The 23913-nt window shown below is 65.7% G+C and carries 19 protein-coding genes, 1 rRNA gene and 2 pseudogenes; 12 read left to right on the top strand and 10 right to left on the bottom strand.

What is annotated here, in order from left to right; translation table 11 throughout:
* A 16S ribosomal RNA gene (locus EBB59_RS12695) occupies positions 1 to 166 on the bottom strand; the annotation flags it as partial.
* 529 nt (positions 167 to 695) lie between these two features.
* Between EBB59_RS12695 and EBB59_RS12690 the strand changes: the two genes are divergently transcribed.
* A complete protein-coding gene (locus EBB59_RS12690) occupies positions 696 to 1154 on the top strand; it encodes a DUF192 domain-containing protein (protein ID WP_122102519.1) in 459 nt (152 codons plus the stop codon).
* Positions 1155 to 1225: 71 nt separating this feature from the next.
* Here the strand turns inward: EBB59_RS12690 and EBB59_RS12685 are convergent, their stop codons facing one another.
* On the bottom strand, positions 1226 to 1420 hold the full coding sequence (locus EBB59_RS12685) for a rubredoxin (RefSeq protein ID WP_122102518.1): 195 nt from the start codon (positions 1418 to 1420) through the stop codon (positions 1226 to 1228).
* A gap of 60 nt (positions 1421 to 1480) precedes the next feature.
* On the opposite strand from EBB59_RS12685, the pseudogene thiE reads away from it, so the two are divergent.
* The 4 genes and pseudogenes from thiE to EBB59_RS12670 form a co-directional block, all read left to right on the top strand.
* A pseudogene (thiE, locus tag EBB59_RS14025) lies at positions 1481 to 2098 on the top strand (thiamine phosphate synthase); the annotation flags it as partial.
* 30 nt (positions 2099 to 2128) lie between these two features.
* Positions 2129 to 3412, top strand: coding sequence for a glutamate-1-semialdehyde 2,1-aminomutase (gene hemL / locus EBB59_RS12680; protein WP_170156563.1), 1284 nt, complete (start codon positions 2129 to 2131; stop codon positions 3410 to 3412).
* Between the two features lie 22 nt (positions 3413 to 3434).
* The gene (locus tag EBB59_RS12675; RefSeq protein ID WP_122102516.1) at positions 3435 to 4346 is read left to right on the top strand and encodes an ion transporter; all 912 of its coding nucleotides are present in this window, start codon (positions 3435 to 3437) and stop codon (positions 4344 to 4346) included.
* 252 nt (positions 4347 to 4598) lie between these two features.
* A complete protein-coding gene (locus EBB59_RS12670) occupies positions 4599 to 6845 on the top strand; it encodes a TonB-dependent receptor family protein (RefSeq protein WP_158601811.1) in 2247 nt (748 codons plus the stop codon).
* 93 nt (positions 6846 to 6938) lie between these two features.
* On the opposite strand, the gene EBB59_RS12665 is transcribed toward EBB59_RS12670, so the two are convergent.
* The 3 genes from EBB59_RS12665 to EBB59_RS12655 are packed head-to-tail and all read right to left on the bottom strand — an operon-like array spanning position 6939 to position 9438.
* Positions 6939 to 8165 carry an acetylornithine/succinylornithine family transaminase gene (locus EBB59_RS12665; protein WP_122102514.1) on the bottom strand — a complete coding sequence of 409 codons (1227 nt, stop codon included), beginning with the start codon at positions 8163 to 8165 and terminating at the stop codon, positions 6939 to 6941.
* A complete protein-coding gene (locus EBB59_RS12660) occupies positions 8159 to 8581 on the bottom strand; it encodes a VOC family protein (RefSeq protein WP_122102513.1) in 423 nt (140 codons plus the stop codon). The genes EBB59_RS12665 and EBB59_RS12660 overlap by 7 nt, the downstream gene beginning before the upstream one ends.
* Positions 8582 to 8616: 35 nt before the next feature.
* Positions 8617 to 9438, bottom strand: coding sequence for an SDR family oxidoreductase (locus EBB59_RS12655; RefSeq protein ID WP_122102521.1), 822 nt, complete (start codon positions 9436 to 9438; stop codon positions 8617 to 8619).
* Positions 9439 to 9563: 125 nt separating this feature from the next.
* Between EBB59_RS12655 and EBB59_RS12650 the strand changes: the two genes are divergently transcribed.
* Complete coding sequence (locus EBB59_RS12650; protein ID WP_122102520.1) at positions 9564 to 11558, top strand: bifunctional DedA family/phosphatase PAP2 family protein; 1995 nt, start codon at positions 9564 to 9566, stop codon at positions 11556 to 11558.
* 7 nt (positions 11559 to 11565) lie between these two features.
* Here EBB59_RS12650 and mpl read toward each other — a convergent pair whose 3' ends face one another.
* Together mpl and EBB59_RS12640 are read right to left on the bottom strand one after the other, a co-directional pair.
* Entirely contained in the window at positions 11566 to 12954 is a 1389-nt protein-coding gene (gene mpl, locus EBB59_RS12645) for a UDP-N-acetylmuramate:L-alanyl-gamma-D-glutamyl-meso-diaminopimelate ligase (protein ID WP_122102512.1), read from the bottom strand.
* Positions 12955 to 13011: 57 nt separating this feature from the next.
* On the bottom strand, positions 13012 to 13590 hold the full coding sequence (locus EBB59_RS12640; protein WP_122102511.1) for an adenylate kinase: 579 nt from the start codon (positions 13588 to 13590) through the stop codon (positions 13012 to 13014).
* A gap of 97 nt (positions 13591 to 13687) precedes the next feature.
* On the opposite strand from EBB59_RS12640, the gene EBB59_RS12635 reads away from it, so the two are divergent.
* The 3 genes from EBB59_RS12635 (at position 13688) to EBB59_RS12625 (ending at position 15871) form a co-directional block, all read left to right on the top strand.
* A complete protein-coding gene (locus EBB59_RS12635; protein ID WP_122102510.1) occupies positions 13688 to 14929 on the top strand; it encodes a 6-phosphofructokinase in 1242 nt (413 codons plus the stop codon).
* Between the two features lie 193 nt (positions 14930 to 15122).
* Positions 15123 to 15626 carry an isoprenylcysteine carboxyl methyltransferase family protein gene (locus EBB59_RS12630; protein WP_122102509.1) on the top strand — a complete coding sequence of 168 codons (504 nt, stop codon included), beginning with the start codon at positions 15123 to 15125 and terminating at the stop codon, positions 15624 to 15626.
* 20 nt (positions 15627 to 15646) lie between these two features.
* Positions 15647 to 15871 (top strand): DUF167 domain-containing protein, encoded by a 225-nt coding sequence (locus EBB59_RS12625; RefSeq protein ID WP_122102508.1) that lies wholly within the window; start codon positions 15647 to 15649, stop codon positions 15869 to 15871.
* 11 nt (positions 15872 to 15882) lie between these two features.
* Here the strand turns inward: EBB59_RS12625 and EBB59_RS12620 are convergent, their stop codons facing one another.
* On the bottom strand, positions 15883 to 16380 hold the full coding sequence (locus EBB59_RS12620) for a hypothetical protein (RefSeq protein WP_122102507.1): 498 nt from the start codon (positions 16378 to 16380) through the stop codon (positions 15883 to 15885).
* 167 nt (positions 16381 to 16547) lie between these two features.
* Between EBB59_RS12620 and EBB59_RS12615 the strand changes: the two are divergent.
* The 3 genes and pseudogenes from EBB59_RS12615 to EBB59_RS12610 all read left to right on the top strand — a co-directional run.
* A pseudogene (locus EBB59_RS12615) lies at positions 16548 to 18575 on the top strand (sodium-translocating pyrophosphatase); the annotation flags it as partial.
* 120 nt (positions 18576 to 18695) lie between these two features.
* Complete coding sequence (locus tag EBB59_RS14335; RefSeq protein WP_245979322.1) at positions 18696 to 19022, top strand: OmpA family protein; 327 nt, start codon at positions 18696 to 18698, stop codon at positions 19020 to 19022.
* Between the two features lie 174 nt (positions 19023 to 19196).
* Entirely contained in the window at positions 19197 to 20747 is a 1551-nt protein-coding gene (locus tag EBB59_RS12610; RefSeq protein WP_122102505.1) for a mechanosensitive ion channel, read from the top strand.
* Between the two features lie 54 nt (positions 20748 to 20801).
* Here EBB59_RS12610 and EBB59_RS12605 read toward each other — a convergent pair whose 3' ends face one another.
* Entirely contained in the window at positions 20802 to 23582 is a 2781-nt protein-coding gene (locus EBB59_RS12605; protein WP_158601810.1) for a TonB-dependent receptor, read from the bottom strand.
* Positions 23583 to 23731: 149 nt separating this feature from the next.
* On the bottom strand, positions 23732 to 23913 hold a 182-nt coding region (locus EBB59_RS13925), incomplete at its 5' end, for a hypothetical protein (protein ID WP_211327753.1).

The raw sequence follows: 23913 nt of genomic DNA, 5'->3' as shown, positions 1-23913 counted from the left end.
TAAGTTTCCCTACGTTATCCCCCACAAATAGGCAGATTCCGACGTATTCCTCACCCGTCCGCCACTCGCCACCCAGGGAGCAAGCTCCCTTGTGCTGCCGTTCGACTTGCATGTGTTAGGCCTGCCGCCAGCGTTCACTCTGAGCCAGGATCAAACTCTTCACTTAAATTTTCGACCAGCCAAAGCCAGTCAATGCTTTGAGTGCAGACTTCATCCCAGACCCAATCACTCGCTGCATATCGCTATGCTTGAATTGACTTAGGTTCTGTTCGAACGTCTACCAAATGGACAAACTTCCATCCGTCAGACGCCCGCACAAGTTACCTGCGTACACTTTCAAAGATCCCGACCCAGCCCTCAGCGGCTGAACCCTTCTATCGACTCCCGACCAAACCGCGCCAGAGAGCAGATCAATATACAGCAGATTTCGTTCTCGTCAATACCTCGATTCGAACTTTTTTCTGCCGCCTCACCTTTGCGTTTCCGCCGAGGTGAGCCAGACATCATAGCGTGTTTTTTCAATCCGTCAACAACCTTGGATGAAGCGACTGCTTTGATGCCCCCGTCGCGGCACAAGTGCGTGCGGCGGGGGGCGAATTATGCACACCTCCGACGAGGATGCAAAGCTTTTTTGCGCCGCTCATGCGGGATGCATGCAGAATGGCGCACATCACCACACATCCATGAATGCCCCCATGCGCAAGACATCTCTGCACACCTGCCTGCTCTCATTGACGATGCTGCCGCTTCTCGGTTGCGCCAGCGACCACGGGCGGTGGGTCGAACTGGCCGGCAGGAAGTATCAGGTGGAAGTCGTCGCCGACGAGGCCAGCCGCGCGCGCGGCCTGATGTTCCGTGACGCGATGCCGGAAGCGCACGGGATGTTGTTCATCCACGAGCGCCAGGAGCCGCAGGCCTACTGGATGAAGAACACCCGGATTCCACTCGACATCCTTTACTTCGACGATGCGCTCAGGCTGGTATCGCAGCAGCGCAACGTGCCGCCCTGCACGCTTGGCGATCGCTGCCCCGCCTATCCGAGCGACGCACCCGCGCGCTACGTGCTGGAGTTGAACGCTGGCCAGGCGACGGAAATGCAACTGGAAGACGGTACCGAGCTGAAGTTCGGGCCGGGCATTCCGGCGGCCAAGTAGCCGCGCTTCCGGCGCAAGCGCCGGTCGTCTTTATTCTGTGGGGCTTCCCGCTCCGCGGTGCGGCCCCGGGTTCAGGCTTCCTGCATGTCGAAATCGACCTTGGTCACGCCGCAATCGGGGCACGTCCAGGTCTCTGGCACGTCCGCCCAACGCGTCCCCGGCGCAATGCCGTCCTCGGGTAGACCCGTGGCTTCGTCATAGATGAAGCCGCAGACCACGCACATCCAGGTGCGGAACGGGACGGAATCGGCATTGCTTTCGGACATGACGCTCGCTGCGGGATGCGGGAAGATGGCGCATTCTCACATTTGGCGGGTTGCTCGCGCATGACTTCGATCAGCTTTCCCGCGCGCGGGCTGTACCTCGTCACGCCCGATACCGACGACAGCGACGCGTTGTTCGTGCGGGTGGCGGACGTGTTGCCGTTCGCCGCATGCCTGCAATATCGCAACAAACGCGCCGATGCCGCGCGGCGGTTACGCGAGGCTTCACGGCTGCGGGCGATGTGCAGGGATGCGGGGATCTGCTTCCTCGTCAACGACGATACGACGCTGGCCCTGGCGGTGAATGCCGACGGCGTGCATCTGGGCGAGGACGATGGCGACATCGCCACCGCGCGCGCGCTGCTTGGCACGGATCGCGTCATCGGCGCGAGTTGCTACGACGATATCGAGCGCGCCCGGATGGCGGTACGCGCCAGCGCCGACTACGTTGCCTTCGGCGCGCTGTTTCCCTCATCGACCAAGCCCCATGCCCGGCGCGCCGCGCCCGCGTTATTCGCCAGCGCCAGCGCGCTCGCCGTGCCGAAAGTGGCGATTGGCGGCATCACGCCGGACAATGCGCATCTGGCGGTCGGCATCGGCGCCGACTTGATCGCGGTGATCGGTGGGGTCTTCGATGCGCCAGACCCCGCCGCCGCGGCACGGGCCTACGCGGCCGCCTTCACTAATTTCGCAATGAAAAGAGACGCTGCAATGAATCACGAACGTTCGCACCAACTGTTCTCCCGCGCACTGGAATCGATGCCCGGCGGCGTCAACTCGCCCGTGCGCGCGTTCAAGTCGGTGGGCGGCGAGCCATTCTTCACCACGCGCGCGGAAGGCCCGCATTTGTTCGATGCCGACGGCAATCGCTACATCGACTATGTCGGCTCGTGGGGGCCGATGATCGTCGGCCACAACCATCCGAAAGTACTGGAGGCGGTGATCGAAACGGCCAGGAACGGGCTGTCCTTCGGTACGCCCAATCCGCTGGAAGTGACGATGGCCGAGCGCATCGCCGGACTGGTGCCAAGCTGCGAAATGATCCGGATGGTGAATTCCGGCACCGAGGCCACGCTCTCGGTGATCCGTCTGGCCCGTGGCGCGACCGGGCGGGCACGCATCGTCAAGTTCGAAGGCTGCTACCACGGCCATGGCGACAGCTTCCTGGTCAAGGCCGGCAGCGGTGCGCTGACCTTCGGCGTACCGACCTCGCCGGGCGTTCCCAAGGCGCTGGCCGATCTCACCCTGACGCTGCCCTACAACGACTTTGAAGCGGCCACGGCGCTGTTCGACGAATGCGGCGGCGACATTGCCGGCCTCATCATCGAGCCGGTGGTCGGCAACGCCAACTGCCTGCCGCCGCGCGAAGGCTATCTGCAACACCTGCGCGAACTATGCACACGGCACGGCGCGCTGCTGATCTTCGACGAAGTGATGACCGGCTTCCGCGTGGCGCTGGGCGGGGCACAAGCGCGCTATGGCGTCACGCCCGACCTCAGCACCTTCGGCAAGGTGATCGGCGGCGGCATGCCGGTTGGCGCCTACGGAGGCCGCCGCGAGTTGATGCAGCAGATCGCGCCGGCCGGACCGATCTACCAGGCCGGCACGCTGTCGGGCAACCCGGTGGCGATGGCGGCGGGCCTGGCGATGCTCGAACTCATCAGCGCGCCGGGTTTTCACGATGCGCTGGAAGCGAAAACCCACGCGCTTTGCGATGGCCTGGAAGACGCCGCGAAGGAAAGCGGCGTGCCCTTCTCCACCCAGCGCGTCGGCGGCATGTTCGGGCTGTTCTTCAACGCCGACAAGGTCGATACCTTTGCCGGCGCAACGGCCAGCGACGCCGCCGCTTTCAATCGCTTCTTCCATGCGATGCTGGCGCGCGGCGTCTATCTGGCGCCATCGGCGTTCGAGGCCGGCTTCGTTTCCTCGGCGCACGACGAGACGGTGATCGCCGAGACGGTCACGGCCGCTCGCGCGGCGTTCGCTTCGCTCTGACCTTCTCGCGCGGGAATCGCGGATGACCGACCACACCCCACTGGACGAACACGGCAACCCGAAAGGGTTCTTCGAGCGGACGCATTACCCCGCCAGCACCGAGGGGCGGCGCTACCGGCTGTTCCGCCTGTTCTTCCACCACGATACCCGCGAAGAACGCAACTTCGACCTGGCGCTCATCATCACCATTCTCGCCAGCGTGCTGGTGGTGATGCTCGACAGCGTGCCCGGCATCAAGGCGCGCTGGCACGATCAGCTCTACATCGCCGAATGGTTCTTCACCCTGCTCTTCACCGCCGAGTATCTGGTGCGGATGTGGGTGGTGCGTCGGCCCGCGCGCTACGCCGGCAGTTTCTTCGGCGTGATCGATCTGCTGGCGATCCTGCCGACTTTCCTGTCGTTGTTGTTCCCGGCCAGCGCGTCCTTGGCGGTGGTGCGCATCCTGCGCCTGCTGCGAATCTTCCGCATCCTCAAGCTGGTGGAATACTCCAGCGAAGCCGGCCTGCTGATCCAGTCGCTGCTGCGCAGCCGGCGCAAGATTTTCCTCTTTATCTGCACCATCCTCACCATCACCGTGGTGTTCGGCTCGCTGATGTACGTGATCGAAGGCCCGGCGCACGGTTTTCACAGCATCCCGACCGGCATGTACTGGGCGGTGGTGACGATGGCGACGGTGGGTTACGGCGACATCTCTCCGGGTACGCCGCTCGGGCGCTTCTTCACCTCGGCACTGGTCATCATCGGCTACAGCATCATCGCGGTACCGACCGGCATCTACACCGCCGAGCTTGCCAGGAGCCTGCGCGAGAAAAGCCGGACCAATGTCCGCTGCAAGGAATGCGGCCTGCCCGACCACGAATCCGACGCCTGGCATTGCCGCAAGTGCGGACGGGCATTACCACACCGCGACACCGACGAAGACGGCGCGGCGTAATCCGGCACGCGCCGGCACGACCGCAATCACGGCCCGCACGGCTCGACACCCGCGTCATTCAACCAGCCCCTGAGCGGACCATCGCCGTTGCGACGGGATGCCCGGTTGGTTTGCGATGAGTGTTGCAAATCATTATCATTCATATTTGTGTACGAAATGTGTATTTCCGCCGGTCATCGTCATGTCCGCCACCCTTTCCGCGTGGATGGCGGTCGTTGGCTGGCCCCGCCTGAAAACCCGAGGGAATCATCAATGAAGCAAGAACATCACGGCCTGCGGCTGGCACCACTGTCCGCCGCGCTGATTTTCGCGATATCCATGCCAGCGCTGGCCGCCGCCCCTGCCCCCGCCAACGACGATGCCGGCACCGGACAAGCCCGTGTGCTGGATACCGTGCGCGTGATCGCCAACCCGGAAGATCCGCAGACCTCGACGGGTTCAGCCTACGAACTGAATCTCCAGCAACTGGAAAAATTCAATTCCGCCAATGCCAACGACATCCTGCGCACCGTGCCGGGCGTCTATACCCGCGAGGAATCCGGCATGGGCCACTTCCCGCGCATCAGCATCCGCGCCTCCAGCAGCGGTCGCAGCGATCGCATCACCGTGCTCGAGGACGGCCTGCCGGCGGCGATGGCGCCCTATGCCAACACCTCGGCGTATTTCTTCCCGAACATCGGCCGCATGCACACGGTGGAAGTGCTCAAGGGCGCGGAAATCCTGCTGCACGGCCCGCAGACCACCTCGGGCGTGGTGAACCTGATCAGCACGCCGATCCCCGAGAGCGCCGCCGGCATGGTCAATGCCGAGGTCGGCTCGTTCGGCACCCGCAAGATCCACGCGAATTACGGCCAGACCAGCGGGCAGTGGGGCTGGCTGCTGGAGACCTATCAGGCCAAGAGCGATGGATTCCACCAGATCGATCGCCACAAGGGCGGCGCCGGTTACGACATCAACGAATACGTCGGCAAGTTGCGCTGGAACAGCGCGTCCGATGCCGCTTATCCGCAGCACGTCGAACTGAAGCTCAACTACGACCGCGAAGTCCTCGGAGTGAGCTACCTGGGCCTGAGCGATGCCGACTTCCGCGCCAATCCCAACCGCCGTTATGGCCTGAGCGCACTGGAGCGGATGGATCGCGGCCGCAAATCGGCCACGCTGCGCCACCAAATCGAACTGGGCGAGCGCACCACGCTGACCAGCGCCGCCTACTGGTTCGATACCTACCGCTATTACAACCGGCTGAACCAGATCAACGGCGTCGGCCTTGGTGGCGTCACCGCCATCATCAACGAAGGGCGGCCGAACGCTGGGCTGTTCCAGGGCATTCTGGACGGCACCGCCGACACCACCCACGCCAACGGCGTGCGCTACGGCCATACCCACCAGGCTTTCACCGCCAAAGGCGTGCAAAGCGAATTGCGCCATGTATTTGGCGATACCGTGCAGCACGAGCTGATCGTCGGCGCGCGCCGGGAGCAAGACACCACCCGCAACGTGGCGAAAGGCATCAGCAACAGCTTCTACCAGCAAGTCAATGGCAGCCTGGTGTATCAATCCACCTCGCCCACGCAGCCGCAGGAAGGCGATGCCAAGGCATGGTCGTTCTGGGCCGCCGACCGCATCCGGTTCGGCCAGTGGTATCTGATGCCGATCCTGCGCCACGAAAGCATCAGCACCCGCGCCAACCTGGCCAGGAACGCCAGCCCCGCGCAGATCGCCGCCCGCCGCAGCAACCAGATCAGCAAGACCACGCTGGGCCTGGGGGCGAACTATGCCCTCAACGATGAATGGACGCTGCTGGGCGGCATCCACCAGGGTTTCGCGCCCCCCGGCAACAATTCCGCGCGCGGAGCCAAGGGCGAGGAAAGCCTGAATTACGAGGGCGGCGTGCGCTTCCGGAAGAACGGCTGGGGTGTGGACGCGATCGGTTTCTACACCGATTACCGCAACTCGATGCAGACCTGCCTGGTTGCCAACCCCTGCCCGGGCGGCGCCGTCACCGGCACCCAACAGACCGGCCGCAAGAAGGTGTACGGGCTGGAAACCGGCGTGTTCGGCACGTTAGTGGAAACCGATGCGCTGCGGGTGCCCCTGCGCGTGGCCTACACCTTGACCGATGGCCGCTATACCGGCGATTCGGATACCAAAACGGTGCTGAAAAACGACGTGATCGAATACACGCCGAAGAACGTGGCCACCGTGCAGCTCGGCCTGGAGACCCACGTTGGCTGGAACAGCTATCTGGCGCTGAACTACCAGAGCGGCGCCTGGACTTCCAGCAAGGCCGGGCGCGCGGGGGTGGACAACCGCTTCCTGCGCACCGACAGCCTGTTCACCGTCAATTTCACCACCGGCTACGCCCTCAACGAAAGCACCGAGGTCTATGCGCGGGTGAACAATGTGTTCAACCAGCAACGCATCACCCATCGCGGCGCGGACGGCGCGCGCGGCAATGCCCCACGCGAATATACGCTGGGAATCCGGGTCAGGTTCTGATCCGCGGGTGAGACGAACGAGAACGGGGCCGATGCCGTCGGCCCCGTTTTTCGTTAGAACGGGTTGGTGACGGCGGCTTCGTCGCGACGGCCATCAACCCGGTATCGAAGCCAGCGCCGCGCGCAGCCGTTGCAGGCCCTCGGCGACATCGGCATCGGGGATGTTGAGCGCGGGCACGAAACGCAGCACGTCCGGCCCGGCCTGGAGCAGCAGCACGCCTTCGCGGGCGGCCGCATCGAGGATATCGCCGGCCTTGCCGGCATGCGCGGGTTTCAGCACCGCGCCCAGCATCAGGCCGCGCCCGCGCACCACGGAGAACAGGCCGAATTCATCGTTGAGCGCCGCCAGCCCCTCGCGCAACGCGCGCGACTGACGCCCGACGTTGACGCGGATGGCCTCGCTGTCGATGCGCCCGAGCGCCGCGAGCGCCACCGCCGCGGCCAGCGGATTGCCGCCGAAAGTAGTGCCGTGACTGCCGAATGGCAGGGCGTCGGCGGCGCGCTCGCCCACCAGCATCGCCCCCACCGGGAAACCGGCGCCAAGCGCCTTGGCCAGCGTCACCACGTCCGGCGCCACGCCATCGTGGCGATGCGCGAACAGTGGCCCGGTACGCCCCATGCCGCACTGGATTTCATCCAGCATCAGCAAGGCCCCGTGCCGGTCGCAGAGCGCCCGCACCCCCTGTAGATACCCTTCGGCGGCGGGCATCACCCCGCCCTCGCCCTGCACCGGCTCCAGCAGCACGGCGCAGACATCACCGCCCGCCATCGCCGCTTCGAGTTGGGCAGGGTCGTTGAAATCGACGTGCCGGAACCCGCCGGGCAATGGCTCGAAGCCCTGTTGGTACTTCGGCTGCGCGGTGGCGGTGACGGTCGCCAAAGTGCGGCCGTGGAAGCTGCCATGCGCGGTCACGATCACCCGCCGTTCCGGCCCGCGCCCGGTGGCGGCGGCATGCCTGCGGGCCAGTTTGATCGCGGCCTCGTTGGCCTCGGCGCCGGAGTTGCAGAAGAACACGCGCCTGGCGAAGCCCGAGGCGCTCACCAGCGCCTCGGCCAGCCTCAATGGCGGCTCGCTGTGGAAGACGTTGCTGACGTGCCAGAGCCTGCCGGCCTGTGCGGTCAACGCCTCGATCAGGCCCGGGTCGGCGTGGCCGAGCGCGCAGACGGCAATCCCACTGGCGAAATCGACGTATTCGCAGCCATCGGTATCCCACAGCCGCGATCCCTGCCCGTGCGAGAGCACCATCGCGCGCTGCCGATAGACCGGCAGGTAGCGCGCGGCGGCGATCTCCAACAGCCGTTCGGTTTCGGTCATCACCATTCGCCCGTGTTCGGCATGGAGGCCCACGGCTCGCACGGCGGCAGGCGTTCGCCCTTCTGCAACAGTTCGATGGAGATGCGGTCGGGCGTGCGCACGAAGGCCATCCAGCCATCGCGCGGCGGCCGGTTGATGGTGACGCCCAGCGATTGCAGATGGGCGCAGGTGGCATAGATGTCGTCCACCTCGAAGGCGAGATGGCCGAAATTGCGCGCGCCGCCGTAATCTTCGTCGCTGCCCCAGTTGTGGGTCAGTTCGATCTCGGCCTCCGGGTTTTCGGGCGCGCCGAAATAGACCAAGCTGAACCTGCCCGCCTCGTTGTCGATCCGGCGGGTTTCGATCAGCCCCAAGCCTTCGGTCAGGAACTTGGCGGTGGTGTCCAGGTCGTGGACGCGGAGCATGGCGTGCAGGTATTTCATCGGGGTCTCGGGGGTGAGAGGGCGGTGACGCGGCGTCAGGCGTCGAGGAACAGGTCGGGGAGCAGAGGCTGCGCCGGATCGACGGCGTAGCGGGCGAAGTCATCGACGCCGGCCTCGCGCAGCACCTCCTCGTCGATGAAGAAGCGGCCGTTGGCCGAACCGGCGTCGCGCACGAGGATTTCGCGCGCGGCGTCGGCGACGATTTCCGGCTTGCGACAGCGCGAGACCTCGATGCCCGGAATCATGTTGAGCGCATCGGTGGCGATGATGGTCTTCGGCCACAGCGCGCTGATGCCGATGCCCTGGCCCGTGAATTCGGCCGCCAGCCCCATCGTCACGAAACTCATGCCCATCTTCGCCAGCGTGTAGGCGGTGTGCGGCGCCCACCACTTGGGGTCGAGCGAGGGCGGCGGCGCGAGTGTCAGGATGTGCGGGTTGGCCGATTCCCGCAGCGCCGGCAAGGCCGCCTGCGCGCACAGGAAACTGCCGCGCGAATTCACCTGGGTCATCAAGTCGTAGCGCTTCATCGGCGTGTCGAGCGCCCCGGCCAGCCAGATCGCGCTGGCGTTGTTGACGAGGATGTCGAGGCCGCCGAAGGTATCGATGGTGGCGGCGAGCGCGGCCTTCACTTCGTCCTCGTCGCGGATGTCACATTTCAGCGCCAGCGCCTGGCCACCGGCGGCGCGGACTTCCTCGGCCACCGAGTGGATGGTGCCGGGCAGGCGGGGATTGGCGACGCCGGACTTGGCGACGATGGCGACGTTGGCGCCCTCGGCGGCGGCGCGCAGCGCAATGGCGCGGCCAATGCCGCGCGAGGCGCCGGTGATGAAAAGGGTCTTGCCGGAAAGCGTGTTCACGATGCGCATCCATTGGGCCTGGCGAAAGTATAGGGCGGGCAGTCGCCGCGTCCGCGCCGTGCCCGGGCATGAACACGGTGCCCATGCACCGTGGAAGCGACATGAGCGGCTTCTATAATCCGTTCATGTCCACTGAATGGCTTGACCAGCTCGTCGCCTGGATCGGCGAGAATCCCGCGGCCGCTGGCGCCATCGCCTTCCTCATCGCTTTCTGCGATGCGCTGGCGGTGGTGGGCATCCTGGTGCCGGCCTTTCCCTTGCTCTTCGCGGTCGGCACGCTGATCGGCCTCGGCCATGCCGATGGCGCGCTGATGGTGGGCTGCGCGGCGCTCGGCGCTTTTCTCGGCGACGGCCTCAGTTACTGGATCGGCCACCGCTGGGGCCCACAGATGCGCGGCCTGTGGTTGTTCAAGCGCTATCCGCAACTGCTCGACCGCAGCGAGCGGATGTTCCATCGACACGGCGCCACCAGCATTCTGATCGCCCGTTACGTGGGCGCGGTGCGGCCGTTCGTGCCGGCGATCGCCGGGATGCTGCGGATGCCCTTCCACCGCTATGCGCTGGCCAGCGCGATAGCCTCCCTGAGCTGGGCCGCGCTGTTCCTCGCCCCCGGATGGATCTTCGGCAAATCCTACGACGCGCTGGCGGCGGTGGCCGACAAGCTGGCGCTGGTGCTGGTGGCGATGGCGGCGGTGCTGGCGCTAGCCTGGGCCACGGTCATCTACACCTCGCGCTGGTTCACCGGCCATGCCGACGACCTGCTGCGCCGCGCCCTGCGCTGGTCGCGCGCGCATCCCCGGCTGGGCCGGCTGACCGGGCACCTGATCGACCCGAACCGCCCGGAGTCGCCCTCGCTGCTGCTGTTGATCGCCGGGTTGATCGGCCTGCTCTGGGCGGTGCTGGCCGGGATCGCCGCGCTGCTGGCCAGCGGCGGGCCGCTTGGCATCGACCACCGCGTGTACGAAGCGATGTTCGCCCTGCGCAACCCGCTCGCCGACAACCTGATGGCCGCATTCGCCCGGCTCGGCGACGTCGAAGTATTGGCCCCGGCGGTGCTGGCCGGCCTGGCCTGGCTGCTGTGGCGGCGGCGCTGGATGGCCGCGCTGCACTGGTTTCTGGCCTTGTTGTTCGGTTGGCTGGCGAGCCTGGCGATCAAGCACGGCGTGAACATGCCACGGCCGCCGACCGCCCCGGCCGGGTTCGGCTTTCCCTCCCTGAGCGTGGTGATGGCGACGATCACCTTCGGCTTCTTCGCGGTGCTGATCGCCCGCGAATGGCCGGGCCGCCGCCGCATCTGGCCTTATCTGGCCGGCACCGTGCTGGTCAGCGCGATCGCCTTCGCCCGGCTCTATCTCGGCGCGCACTGGCTGAGCGACGTGGTCAGCGCGATGCTGTTCGGCATGCTGTGGGTGATGGCGCTCGGAATCGCCTATCGCCGCCATGTCGCCCGCTCGTTCTGGATGCGGCCGCTGGCGATGATCTTCTACTGCGTGTTCGCCGTCGCGGCGCTCTGGCACGCGCCGCGCGGCACCCGCGAATTGCTGGCCGAATTCTCGCCGCCGCCGCCGCATCAGACGCTGACGGTGGATCGCTGGTGGCGCGATGGCTGGCGCATGCTGCCGACCACCCTCAATGCCCGTGGCGACGCCATCCGCTGGCCGCTCGACGTGCAGATCGCCGGCCCGCTGGTGCCGGTGCAGACCGCGCTGGAAGTGGCCGGCTGGCGAGTCAAGCCACAGGCCAATTGGCTGGATACACTCGGCCTGCTGGATGCCAACACCCCGGCCGCTTCGCAACCGGTGCTGCCGGCGGCGCTGGAAGGCTTGCCGGAAACGCTTCTTATGGTGCGCGAGGGCGGAAGCCCCGACCAGCGCCAGGTGCTGCGCGTATGGCCGGCGCCGGCGAACCTGGACGATGGCACGCCGCTATGGATCGGCACCGTGCAAGCAATGCGGTTCCGCCGCGTGCTTGGCGTCGCCAACCTGTGGCTGCCGGTGGACGACCACGGCGCGGCCCATGCGCGCTTCCGCCAGGACGTCGCCGGACTGGATCGTCAGCGCCAGGAAATCAGCGATGCCGGCTTGCCGGTGCTGCGCCTGCGCACGACACGCAAGGAATGACGCGTCCTCAACCCGCCCGCAACCGCGCCACGAAGCGCCTCGGAGCGCCATCGAAGCCACCGTTGGACATGAACACCACGTGATCGCCAGGCCGCACGCGGCGGCCGAGCGCGGCCAGTAGGGCATCGGCGTCGGCGACGGCGACGGCATCGCCGGGCACGGCGGCAATCACCTTCGCGGCATCCCACGGTAATTCGGGCCGGGCCAGGAACACCACTTGATCGGCCCCGGCCAGCGAAGGCGCCAGCGCTTCCGCGTGCGCCCCCAGCCGCATCGAATTGCTGCGCGGCTCCATCGCCACCACGATCCGGGCATCGCCCACGCGCGCGCGGAGGCCATCGAGCGTGGCGGCGATCGCGGTCGGGTGATGGGCGAAATCGTCGTAGACGGTGACGCCGCCGACTTCGCCCACCACTTCCATCCGCCGCTTGACGCTCCTGAAGCGCGCAAGCGCCGGCGACACCGCGGCCGCATCCACGCCCACCGCCGCGCACGCCGCCAGCGCGGCCAGGCCGTTCAGCACGTTGTGACGGCCGAGCAGCGGCCATTCGACGCGGGCGATCTTTTCGCCATGGCGCGATACCTCGAAGGCGCTGCCGTCTTCCTTCACCAGCGTCGCCGACCAGTCGTGGCCTTCGCCGATACCGAAGGTCTCGACCGGCGTCCAGCAGCCCATCGCCAGCACGCGCTTGAGGTTGTCGTCCTCGCCGTTGACGATCAACCGGCCACGCCCCGGCACGGTGCGCAGCAGGTGATGGAACTGGCGCTCGATCGCGGCGAGGTCGGGGAAGATGTCGGCGTGGTCGTATTCCAGGTTGTTGAGAATGGCGACCGTGGGCCGGTAGTGGACGAACTTGCTGCGTTTGTCGAAGAAGGCGGTGTCGTATTCGTCGGCCTCGACCACGAACTCACGGCCCGCGCCGATGCGCGCGGATACGCCGAAATCCTCGGCCACGCCGCCAATCAGGAAACCCGGCGCGCGGCCCGCGGCTTCCAGCAAATAGGTGACGATGGTGGTGGTGGTGGTCTTGCCGTGGGTGCCGGCCACCGCGATCGTCTCGCGGCCCGGCAGCACGTGATCGCGCAGCCACTCGGCGCCGCTGGTATAGGCGCGACCGGCATCGAGCACCGCCTCCACCGCCGGATTACCGCGCGAGAGGGCGTTGCCGATCACCACGGTGTCGCAATCGGGCGATATCCGCGCCGCCGCGTAGCCTTGCTGGAGGGTGATGCCGAGCCGTTCCAATTGCGTGGACATCGGCGGATAGACCGCCTGGTCGCTGCCTTCGACTTCATGCCCGAGTTCGCGCGCCAGCGCGGCGACGCCGCCCATGAAGGTGCCCGCAATGCCGAGAATGTGGATTTTCACGTCCGCTCCGGTACCAATTTCACTCATCGCCATGTAGAACGCCGGGCAAGCCCGGCGTTACCGACGCTCCAGCGGGCGAGCCATTCAACCGACGCCCTTGCCCTCGCCGACCGCCGCGACGATGCGGGCGAACACCTCGTCGAGCGAGCCGACGCCATCGATCACCGTCAACTGGCCCTTCCGCCGATAGAAATCGATCACCGGCGCGGTCTGGTCATCGTAGATCTTGAGCCGGGTGCGCACCGATTCCGGGGTATCGTCGGCGCGGCCCTCGGCCTGGGCGCGGCCGGCGATGCGCTCAACCAGGAGATCGGTCGGCACATCCAGCTGCACGGCGGCATCGAACGCTTGGCCGATCTTCTCCAGCAACCCGCCCAGCGCGTCGGCCTGGGCCAAGTTGCGCGGATAACCGTCGAGGATGAAGCCGTTGGCGGTATCGGCGCGGCTGAAACGGTCTTCCAGCATGCCCAGCAGGATGGCGTCGCTGACCAGTTCTCCGCGCGCCATCACTTCCTTGGCCTCCAGTCCCAGCGGGCTGCCCGCCGCTACCTCGGCGCGCAGCAGATCGCCGGTGGAGATGTGCGGCACCCGCAAATATTCCTTGAGGCGCGCGGCCTGGGTGCCTTTGCCGGAGCCGGGGGGGCCAAGAAGAACCAGTCGCATCGTGTCACTCCATACAAGTGTTCATGGGCGGCGCTACACTCGTGGCAGCGCGATAGCCGTCAGCTTAACGCATCCCATCCCCCACCCCCTTGTACTCATGTCGAAGAACATCCGGCCCGAAGGCACGCTCCTCTATGCCCAATCCGGCGGCGTCACCGCCGTCATCAACGTCACCGCCGCGGCGGTGATCACGGAGGCGCGCAGCCGTGGCGTCAGGGTGATGGCCGGACGCCACGGCATCCTCGGGGTGTTGAATGACGACCTGATCGACACCACTGCCTTGAGCAAATCCGAAGTACGGACGATGGCGCACACCCCGGGCGGCGCCTTCGGCAGTTGCCGGGTCAAGCTGAAATCGCTGGAGGAAGACCGGGCGAAGTACGAGCGGCTGCTCGATACCTTCCGCAAACACGACGTGCGCTGGTTCCTCTACAACGGCGGCAACGATTCCGCCGACACCGCGCTGAAGGTCTCGCAACTGGCGGCCGAGTTCGACTACCCGCTGACCTGCATCGGCGTGCCGAAGACCGTCGACAACGACCTCGCCGTCACCGACTGCTGCCCGGGCTTCGGCTCGGCGGCGAAGTACACCGCGATATCGGTGCGCGAGTGCGCGCTGGACGTGGCGGCGATGGCCTCCACCTCCACCAAGGTCTTCGTCTACGAGGCGATGGGCCGCCACGCCGGCTGGCTGGCCGCCGCCGCCGGGCTGGCCGGCCGTGGCGAGGACGAGGCGCCGCACCTGATCCTGTTCCCCGAACGGGTGTTCGACGAAGCCGATTTCCTCGCTCGCGTGGACGCCGTGGTCTCGCGCGTGGGTTACTGCGTGGTGGTGGCGAGCGAGGGCATCCGCGATGCCAGCGGAAAATTCATCGCCGATGCCGGCGGCGGCCGGGACGCCTTCGGCCATACCCAACTGGGCGGGGTGGCCTCGCACCTGGCCGCGCGCGTGCACGACCGGCTGGGCCACAAGGTGCACTGGGCATTGCCGGATTACCTGCAACGCTCGGCCCGCCACCTCGCCTCGGAAACCGATTTCGAGCACGCCCGGGCGGTGGGGCGCAAGGCGGTGCAGTTCGCGCTGAAAGGCATGAACGCGACCATGCCGGTGATCAAGCGCATCAGCGACCAGCCTTACCGCTGGCGGATCGAAGCCGCCGCGCTGGCCGACATCGCCAACCGGGAAAAGACCCTGCCGGCCGATTTCATCCGCGCCGACGGCCATGGCATCAGCGAGGCCGCCCGCCGCTACCTGCAACCGTTGATCCGGGGCGAGGCGTATCCGCCCTACGGGCGTGACGGCCTGCCGAAATACCTCCCTCCCCAGGCCACGCCATGAGTTTGGACGCATCCATCGAGTTCATTCGAACCCCGGGTTTCATCGGGAGGCATGGGTCATCCACGGCCATCCGCAGATAAAGCCCCCCATAACGCAACCCACAGGAACCTCGAAACCGCCCCAAATATTTCCCCGAAACACGAAATCAACCACCTGTCTCCAGATATTGAAATAGGCTTCCAGCAACACCCCAATGATTACGCTCATCTTCGTACTGACTTTCTGCATCCGCCTGATATCCCTCAAGATATCCACCCTCAACGAGAAAAATTTACTGGCCGCTGGCGCCCGGCAATACGGCAAGAAAAACTCCACCCTGCTGGCCGCGGTCCATATCGTCTATTACTTTTCGGCGCTGGCGGAATCCCACATCCGCGGCATCACGTTTGACGGCATCTCGGCATTGGGCACGGCGATCGTCGCCTTCTCGCTGTTGGTGCTGTTTCACGTCATTCGCGCGCTCGGTGACGTGTGGACGGTCAAGATCTATATCCACCCGCAACACCCGATCAACCGTTCATGGCTGTTCCGCCACGTCCGTCACCCCAATTATTTCCTGAACATCATTCCCGAACTGATCGGCATCGGGCTGCTGTGCCATGCCTGGACCACGATGATGATCGGGCTGCCCGTATATTTCGCCGTGCTGGCGGTACGCATCCACCAGGAACAGCGGGCCATGCGTCATTTGTGGTGAATCATCCCGGCCCTTAGCCCATGCGCATCTTGCAACTCAAGGTCAAACCGAATGCCCGCACACAATCATTGGCGCAGGGCGAGGATGGCGTATGGCTGGCGCAACTGAAATCGCCGCCCATCGATGGCAAGGCCAATGCCGAATTGATCGCGCTGATCGCCGGACATTTCGGCTGTTACAAGAAGGATGTCACCATCAAGGCCGGTGCGGGCGGGCGGCTCAAACGGGTGACGATCCCCGACTGACGCCCGCCGGCTCAGCAGCCCTTGCCCTCGATCCGCAAGTCGAGGGCGAACTTCGGCAGCCCCCCGGGCTGGCCGGCCTTCATCCGATCCCCCAGGTAGACACGGCTACGGCCCTGCGCATCCAGCTTGGGCGGAGCGACGTTGCCGGGGTGGCGCCAGACGCGCAACACCGCCTGCTGGCCCGGGCAGGCCGCATTGGGCACGCGCGCCACGTCGTTGAGCTTCCAGCCGGCCGCCGCCGTGGGTCTGGCCTCGGCGGCATCGACGATCAATGCGCGCGGCTGGCAACGCTCGCCGCTCTTGACGATATCGACATCGTAGGGTTGGGCGGCATCGCCGGTGAATTTGCCCTGCACGCGGGTGCAGGCTTCGGGGATGGTGCGTATCGAATGCAGGACGCCAACGGCTTGCGGCTTGCCCAGCGGGCGGCGGATTTCCGGCTGTTCGTCGGCGGCCTGCGCGGCGAAGGTGCAAGCCAGCAGGGCGAAGGCGAAACGGGCGTGGCGCATCGGGCATTCCTGTCTGGTCACGGTCGCGGCGAGCGTGTCACGCGCGGGCTGAACGGAGGCTTCGCACGGGCCGGCCTTCGGTTTTATTGCGTCACGGCAAATTCCTGACCGCCAGCTATGCCATAGTCGCCCGGTCGTTTGTTCACCACGCATCCCGGGAGGGTTTCATGCTGGAGCAGTACGGTCTCATCCTGGCGCTGGTTTGCGCCATCGTCGCCATCGGGTACGGCCTGTGGGCCGCCGGGTGGATCAACCGGCAACCCGCCGGCAACGAGCGCATGCGGGAAATCGCCGGCGCCATCCAAGAGGGCGCGCGCGCCTATCTCAACCGCCAGTACATGACCATCGCGATTGCCGGCGTGGTGCTGTTCGTGCTGGTTGGCGTCTTCCTCAGCTGGTACACCGCGATCGGCTTCCTGCTGGGCGCGGTGCTCTCGGGCGCGGCCGGCTACATCGGCATGAACGTCTCGGTGCGCGCCAACGTGCGCACCGCCGAGGCCGCGCGCCAGGGCATGGGCGCGGCGATGAACGTGGCCTTCAAGGGCGGCGCGATCACCGGCATGCTGGTGGTGGGGCTGGGCCTGCTGGGCGTGGCCGGCTACTGGTTCGTGCTGGGCAGATTGGGCGTCGGGCAGGACGACGCGCTGCACGCGCTGGTCGGGCTGGCCTTCGGTTCCAGCCTGATCTCGATCTTCGCGCGGCTGGGCGGCGGCATCTTCACCAAGGGCGCGGACGTCGGCGCCGACCTGGTGGGCAAGGTCGAGGCCGGCATTCCCGAGGACGACCCGAGGAACCCCGCGGTGATCGCCGACAACGTGGGCGACAACGTGGGCGATTGCGCCGGCATGGCGGCGGACCTGTTCGAAACCTACGCGGTCACGGTCATCGCCACGATGCTGCTGGGCGGGCTGATGATGAGCGAGGTGGGCCCGCACGGCATCCTCTATCCGCTGGTGCTGGGCGGGGCGTCGATCATCGCGTCGATCATCGGCGCGTTCTTCGTCAAGGTCTCCGGCGACAAGCCCAACATCATGGGCGCGCTCTACCGCGGGGTGATCGTCTCGGCGGTGCTGGCGGCGGTCGCCTTCCTCCCGATTACCCGGGCGCTGATGGCCGGCAACAACCACGGTTGGCTGAATCTCTACTGGTGCGCGCTGATCGGCCTGGCGCTGACCGGCGTGATCGTCTGGATCACCGAGTACTACACCGGCACGCAGTTCAAGCCGGTACGCCATGTGGCCGCCGCGTCCACCACCGGCCACGGCACCAACATCATCGCGGGCCTGGGAGTGTCGATGAAATCGACCGCGCTGCCGGTGGTCGCGGTGTGCCTGTCGATCTGGGCGGCCCATGCACTGGGGGGCCTGTACGGCATCGCCATCGCCGCGACGGCGATGTTGTCGATGGCCGGCATGATCGTCGCGCTCGACGCTTACGGCCCGATCACCGACAACGCCGGCGGCATCGCCGAGATGGCCGAGCTGCCTTCGGAAATCCGCGACATCACCGACCCGCTCGACGCGGTGGGCAACACCACCAAGGCGGTGACGAAGGGTTATGCGATCGGCTCGGCCGCGCTGGCCGCGCTGGTGTTGTTCGCCGACTACACCCACAACCTCCACGCCGCCCACCCGGGCGCGCGGTTCGCCTTCGACCTCAGCGACCACAAGGTGATCATCGGCCTGCTGATCGGCGGGCTGATCCCCTACCTGTTCGGCGCGATGGCGATGGAAGCGGTGGGCCGCGCCGCCGGCAGCGTGGTGGAGGAAGTACGCCGCCAGTTCCGCGAGATCAAGGGCATCATGACCGGCGAAGGCAAGCCGCAGTACGACAAGGCGGTGGACATGCTCACCCGCTCCGCGATCAAGGAGATGATCCTGCCCTCGCTGCTGCCGGTGGCGGTACCGGTGGTGGTGGGCCTCATGCTTGGCCCAGAGGCGCTGGGCGGCCTGCTGATCGGCACCATCGTGACGGGCATCTTCGTGGCGATCTCGATGACCACCGGCGGCGGCGCCTGGGACAACGCCAAGAAGTACATCGAGGATGGCAACTTCGGCGGCAAGGGGTCCGAGGCGCACAAGGCGGCGGTGACGGGCGACACCGTTGGCGACCCGTACAAGGACACCGCCGGCCCGGCGATCAACCCGCTGATCAAGATCATCAACATCGTCGCCCTGCTGCTGGTACCTCTGTTGCCGGTGGCGACGGCGAGCGACGCCACCCGCGCCCCCGATGCCCATGCCACGCACGCGGCGCTGAGCGACGATGGCTACGGCCACCCGACCGAAGCCGCCGATGCCGCGCCGGCCACCGGCATGACCACCGGCGACTCGCGTTCGGCGCGCATCTACTTCGCGCTCGGTTCCTCGCAACTGCCGGTGGAAACCGGCGCGGCCATCGCCGGGATCATCGAGGCGATGAAGGCCGACCCGGCGCTGGAAGCGGTGGTGGCCGGCTTCCACGATGCCAGCGGCAATGCCGAGGTGAACGCCGAGATCGCCAAACAGCGCGCCTTCAACGTGCGCGACGCGCTGGCGGCGGCCGGCATCGACAGGGACCGGGTCGAAACCGACAAACCAACGCTCACCACCGGCACTGGCGATGCGGCCGAAGCGCGCCGGGTCGAAGTGACGCTGCACTGAAGCGGTACCACGCTGAATATCCACGGTTTGGGGCCGGCAGCGATGCCGGCTCTTTTTTGCCCGGACGCCGGGACCCGGGCCGGATTCACTTCAGTTGGTCATGTCATCGCCACGGTCGTTTCACGCTTGGCTGGTTAGCCTGAACGTTCTCTGTTTCAGCCATGAAGGTGACTCATGCCCCACGCCCCCTGGCAGGCTTCCCTGCAAAACTCGCTCGGCAATTACCTGCCGCATCTGCTGGGTGGCATCGCCATCCTGCTGGTCGGCTGGCTGGTGGCGCTGGCGCTCTCGGCCGGCACCCGCAAGGGACTGGGCGCGCTCGCCCTGAACCGCCGCCTCAACGCCGCCACGCCACAGGCCGACGACTTCGATTACGAAAAGCTGGCCGGCCGGCTGGTGTTCTGGTTCGTGCTGCTCCTGGCGGTGCTCGGCATGTTCAGCGTATTCAATGTCGAGGGCGTGTCCGGGCCGCTGTCGGTGCTGGCGGCCACCATCATGGCCTACCTGCCACGCATTCTGCTGGCCCTGGGGCTGGCGCTCTTTGCATGGATCGTCGCCACCGTGGTGCGCGGGCTGGTCAACCGCGGCCTTGACGCCACCCGCCTCGACGAGAAACTGTCGCAGGACGCCGCGATGCCGCCGGTCTCCGCCACCATGGGCAACGTCGCCTATTGGCTGGTGCTGCTGCTGTTCCTGCCGGCGATCGTCGGCGTACTGGAGATCGACGGACTGCTCGGCCCGCTGACGGTGATGACCGGCGACATCATGTCGATGCTGCCCAACATCTTCGTCGCCATCGTGATCGCGGTGGTCGGCTGGGTGGTGGCGAAGGTGGTGCGCGGGCTGGTGGGCAATCTGCTGGCATCGACCGGCATCGACCGCTTCTCCGCGCAGAACGAAGGCACCCGCGACCTGCGCCTGTCGCAGTTGGGCGGCACCCTCGCCTTCATCCTGGTGTTCGTGCCGGCGCTGATCGCCGCGCTGGATGCGTTGAAGATCAGCGCGATCTCCGGCCCGCTGACCCACATGCTGGACATCATGGTCTCGGCAATCCCCGGCATCATCGCCGCGACCGCCATCCTGCTGCTGGCCTGGTTCATCGGCCGCTTCGCCGCCGGGCTGGTGGCGCGGCTTCTGTCCAGCCTCGGTCTCGACCGCGTACCGGAGCGCCTGGGCCTGGGCCATGCCTTCGGCAGTTCGCCCGCCGTGACCGCCCCGGCGCAGCCAATCGTCAATGACGAACCGGCCCCGCCCGCGCGCGGCCCGGCCTCGCTGTCGGATTTCGCCGGCAAACTGGCGCTGTTCTTCATCATGCTCTTCGCCACCGTGGAAGCGGCGGATCTGCTCGGCTTCACAGGCGTGCGCGACCTGGTGGCGACCTTCATCGCCTTCGGCGCCGACATCCTGCTCGGCCTGGTGATCTTCGTGGTTGGCTACTGGCTGGCCAACCTGGCCGCCGAGGCCATCCAGCGCGCCAATCCGGGCAATGCCGTCGGCCTTTCGCGGATCGCCCGCATCGCCATCCTCGGCCTGGTGATCGCCATGGGTCTGCGCGCGATGGGCATCGCCGACGACATCGTCAACCTCGCCTTCACACTGGTGCTCGGCGCGGTGGCGGTAGCGGTCGCCATCGCCTTCGGCATCGGCGGACGCGAAGCCGCCGGCAAGCTCGCCAACCGCTGGGCCGGACAATACCTGGACAAGAGCGACGAGCCACGGCACTGATGTCATCAGCGCACTCGAACGGCGGCCTCCGGGCCGCCGTTTTTCATGGCGGCCTTAGAAATCGAACCCCAAGGCCAAGCGGACTTGGCGCCCCGGCTCGAATACCCGGTAAACCCCTTCGCCCAACCCGATCACGTCGCTCTGGTTACGGCTGTCCAGCACGTTGTCGATATCCAGGGACAGCGACACTCCACGCCCCATGCGCGGCTGCCAACGCAAACGCGTGTCCCAACGCGCGCTGCCGGCGACCCTGGCGGTGTCGTAGCGCGCCACCAGCCGGCCTGTCGCGGGGTCGGTGACATAGCCCACCCCACTACCGTAACGGAAAGGCCGGGCACGGGCAGCCTGCCATGAGACGAGGTGGTTCATCGACAGACCGGCGCGCGCCCATTCCGCTTGCCATTCCAGCGCGGCTTTCCGAGGGGCGTTGAAATCGGTGGCGGGCAAATCCCGCGCATTGATGATCTTGCCCTTGTACCAAGCGCGGTCACGGTCGAGGTTGCGTGTCAGGTCCAACTGGGTATAACCGAGTTCCAATGCGGTATCGCTGCGACTCTTCTGCCATGCCAAAGCGAACGAGAGCCGGTGCGAACCGCCCCGCCATGCGTTCAGCGGCTCACGATGGGAAAGCCGTAGTGAGACATTGCGCGACATGCCGGAACTGTCGTTGACGAACTTGCGGATACTGCTACGCGGATAGCCCGCCCGGGGATATTTCGGCTCGCTGCGTATTTCGTCGCGATGTCTGCGATCGACATACTGAAGTTGCCATTGCAGCTCACCCCGGCTCGCCCGCCAACCCAACGTCCATTCATCGCTATAAGGCGTGCGCAGATCCTCCAGCCCTTCGTAGTCTGGCGTCTCCACCCATGTGCCGCCGAAATCCTCGGTATTGGGCCGGCAGCCGTAGTAACAATGCTTGAGGCCCGCGTTCTGCGCCCGGTACAACGACCAGGTGAGCATCGAACGGCCGTAATAACGGTTGACGCCCGCGCTCAGGACATGAAGGCCGGCATCGTCCAGACGCCAATCCGCCGCCAGGCGCGGCGCGGTGTTGAGCCGGCCGACGAAATCGTCGCGCTCCAGCCGCAAGCCCGGCCTGAAACCCAGCCGCCCCCACTGGATGGTGTCCTCGGCATAAAGATATCCGTTGCGATAACCGACACCGGCCTGTCCGGCAAAGAAGGCATCCACCCGCAACATCGGATCGCCCTGGCCATAGTCCTGATAACTGTTGTTGAAAAAGGTGCGTGCGCGCCGGGTACGCGCACGGGTATCGCCCAACCCGGCACCGATGTTGACCTGATGTTGGCTGCGCCCGACCCGCCATACATCGAACGCCAACGCGACATCGAGCGTGACACGCTTCTGGTAGCTGCTCAAACCACCGATACCGCCACTGGTATGACTGGAGACGTTGTTGAAGTCGCGGTAATCGGTATAGCTCACCAGATAATCGCGCCCGCTGTCGCGTTCATCGCTCAGCGCCTGCCATCCAAGCCGTGCCGAAAACTGCCCATGCGCGGCGCTTCCCAGCCATTCGAGCTGGCTACCCAGGGCATCGTGGTAGCGGAGGTAATCGGAATGGGCCACGCCATTTTGAAACATCCGTTCACGATAATTCGAGCGGAACAATGACCAGTGCAGTGTGTTTTCCGGCGAAGTGTGCCACGTCAACTTGGCGTTGAGATTGTCCGAGCGCCGCGTCTGGTCTTTCCAGGCATCATCGCGGCGGCGGCGCTGCAAACGCTCATTCTCATCCACATCGAAATAGATGCCTCCAACATCGATCATCGGAATGGTGGAATCTCGTCGGGAAACTCCCGCCACCATGCCGATATTGGCGCCAAGGCCGGTCTCGAACCAACCGCCGTACTCCAGTTTGCGGTAATCCGGCTGGTAACGGGCCGGATGCGCGAAGTTATTATTGCGGCTATCGAGCATGAGTCCCCGATCAACATGCGTCCTGTTCCAGCCGGAATCGGTCATGCGGAAGAACACATGGCCACCCTGCCCACCACGCCAACTCCGGCTTGCCGCATCGACAATGCCACCGGAAAAACCGCCATACCGGGCGGAAATATTGGAATCGAGCACTTCGATTCGCTCTACCAATCGGCTGTCGACATAAGCGCCCTGCTCGTCACCGGCGTTATAGGCGATCACCGTGCCGTTTCCGGGATCAATGGGATCTATATCGCTATTGATCGCCATCCCATCAAGGCGGAACAGATTCTGGTAGCTGCGCGTCCCATGCAGGGAAATGTCACCCGGACTGATCTCGCCCTGCCGCATCGCGTTACGGCCGATTCGTGAGAATTGCACCGTTGGATGGCCGCGGAGTTGATCGACAAGATTGTTGTCGCCACCTGGACGACGCTCGATTTCGCTCGCATCCACCGCGTAATGGCCACCGAAACGGGCATCCTCCGAAAATTCCGGGCCAGACTCCACATTGAGCGGGTCAGTCATCAAGAGTGCCCGGCTGGCCTTCTTGATAGTAAGAACGTCCGCACCGGTACGCACAGCTACCAGGCCGGTGCCACGCAGCAATCGTTCGATGGCTTCACCGGCGTCATAACGGCCTCGTAGCGCACTGGAATGCAATGCCCCATGATCACGGCTGTCGATAACCACCTGGAGGCCGCTGATTCGGCCGAAGCGACGCAGCGCCTCGGGCAGGGGCTGCGCCGGAATGTCGTATTGGCGCGTTGCCAACGGCCCCGCCAACGATTGCGCCACCACCGGCTGGTGGAAAGAAAACACCGCCAGCGGCAGGCAAAGCGAAAATGCAATGGAAAAGGAGGTGTAGAGATAATGTTGCTTCGCAGCCATGAAAAATTCCTTGAAATAACGAACGTGATACCCCCGCCCCGCCATGCGACGCGCGAGCTGGCTGGGAACACGCGTTCCGTGGCTACAACGACTAAGACGTATATCACTCCCCCTTCCCCAACCCCCGTTCGAGGATGCGTGGCCGACACTCAGGCCACCGTTTCACCTCCCAATACGGTTCCCCCCACCAGCGCGCCCGTCACGATCCGCCCCACCTGCGGCATGAACGCCGCCGTCAGGCCCGCCGACAGAAAGCCGCTCCCGAACTGGCCTCCTTGAAGCCATTCCATTACGCCCCCCGTCACCGCCTGCGCCGCTATCTGGGCGACGT

The organism is Solilutibacter pythonis (assembly GCF_003697345.1).
In the GTDB taxonomy this organism is placed as follows: domain Bacteria; phylum Pseudomonadota; class Gammaproteobacteria; order Xanthomonadales; family Xanthomonadaceae; genus Solilutibacter; species Solilutibacter pythonis.
Note: the sequence above shows the minus strand (reverse complement) of the source record. Positions and strands in the feature narration are given on the sequence as shown.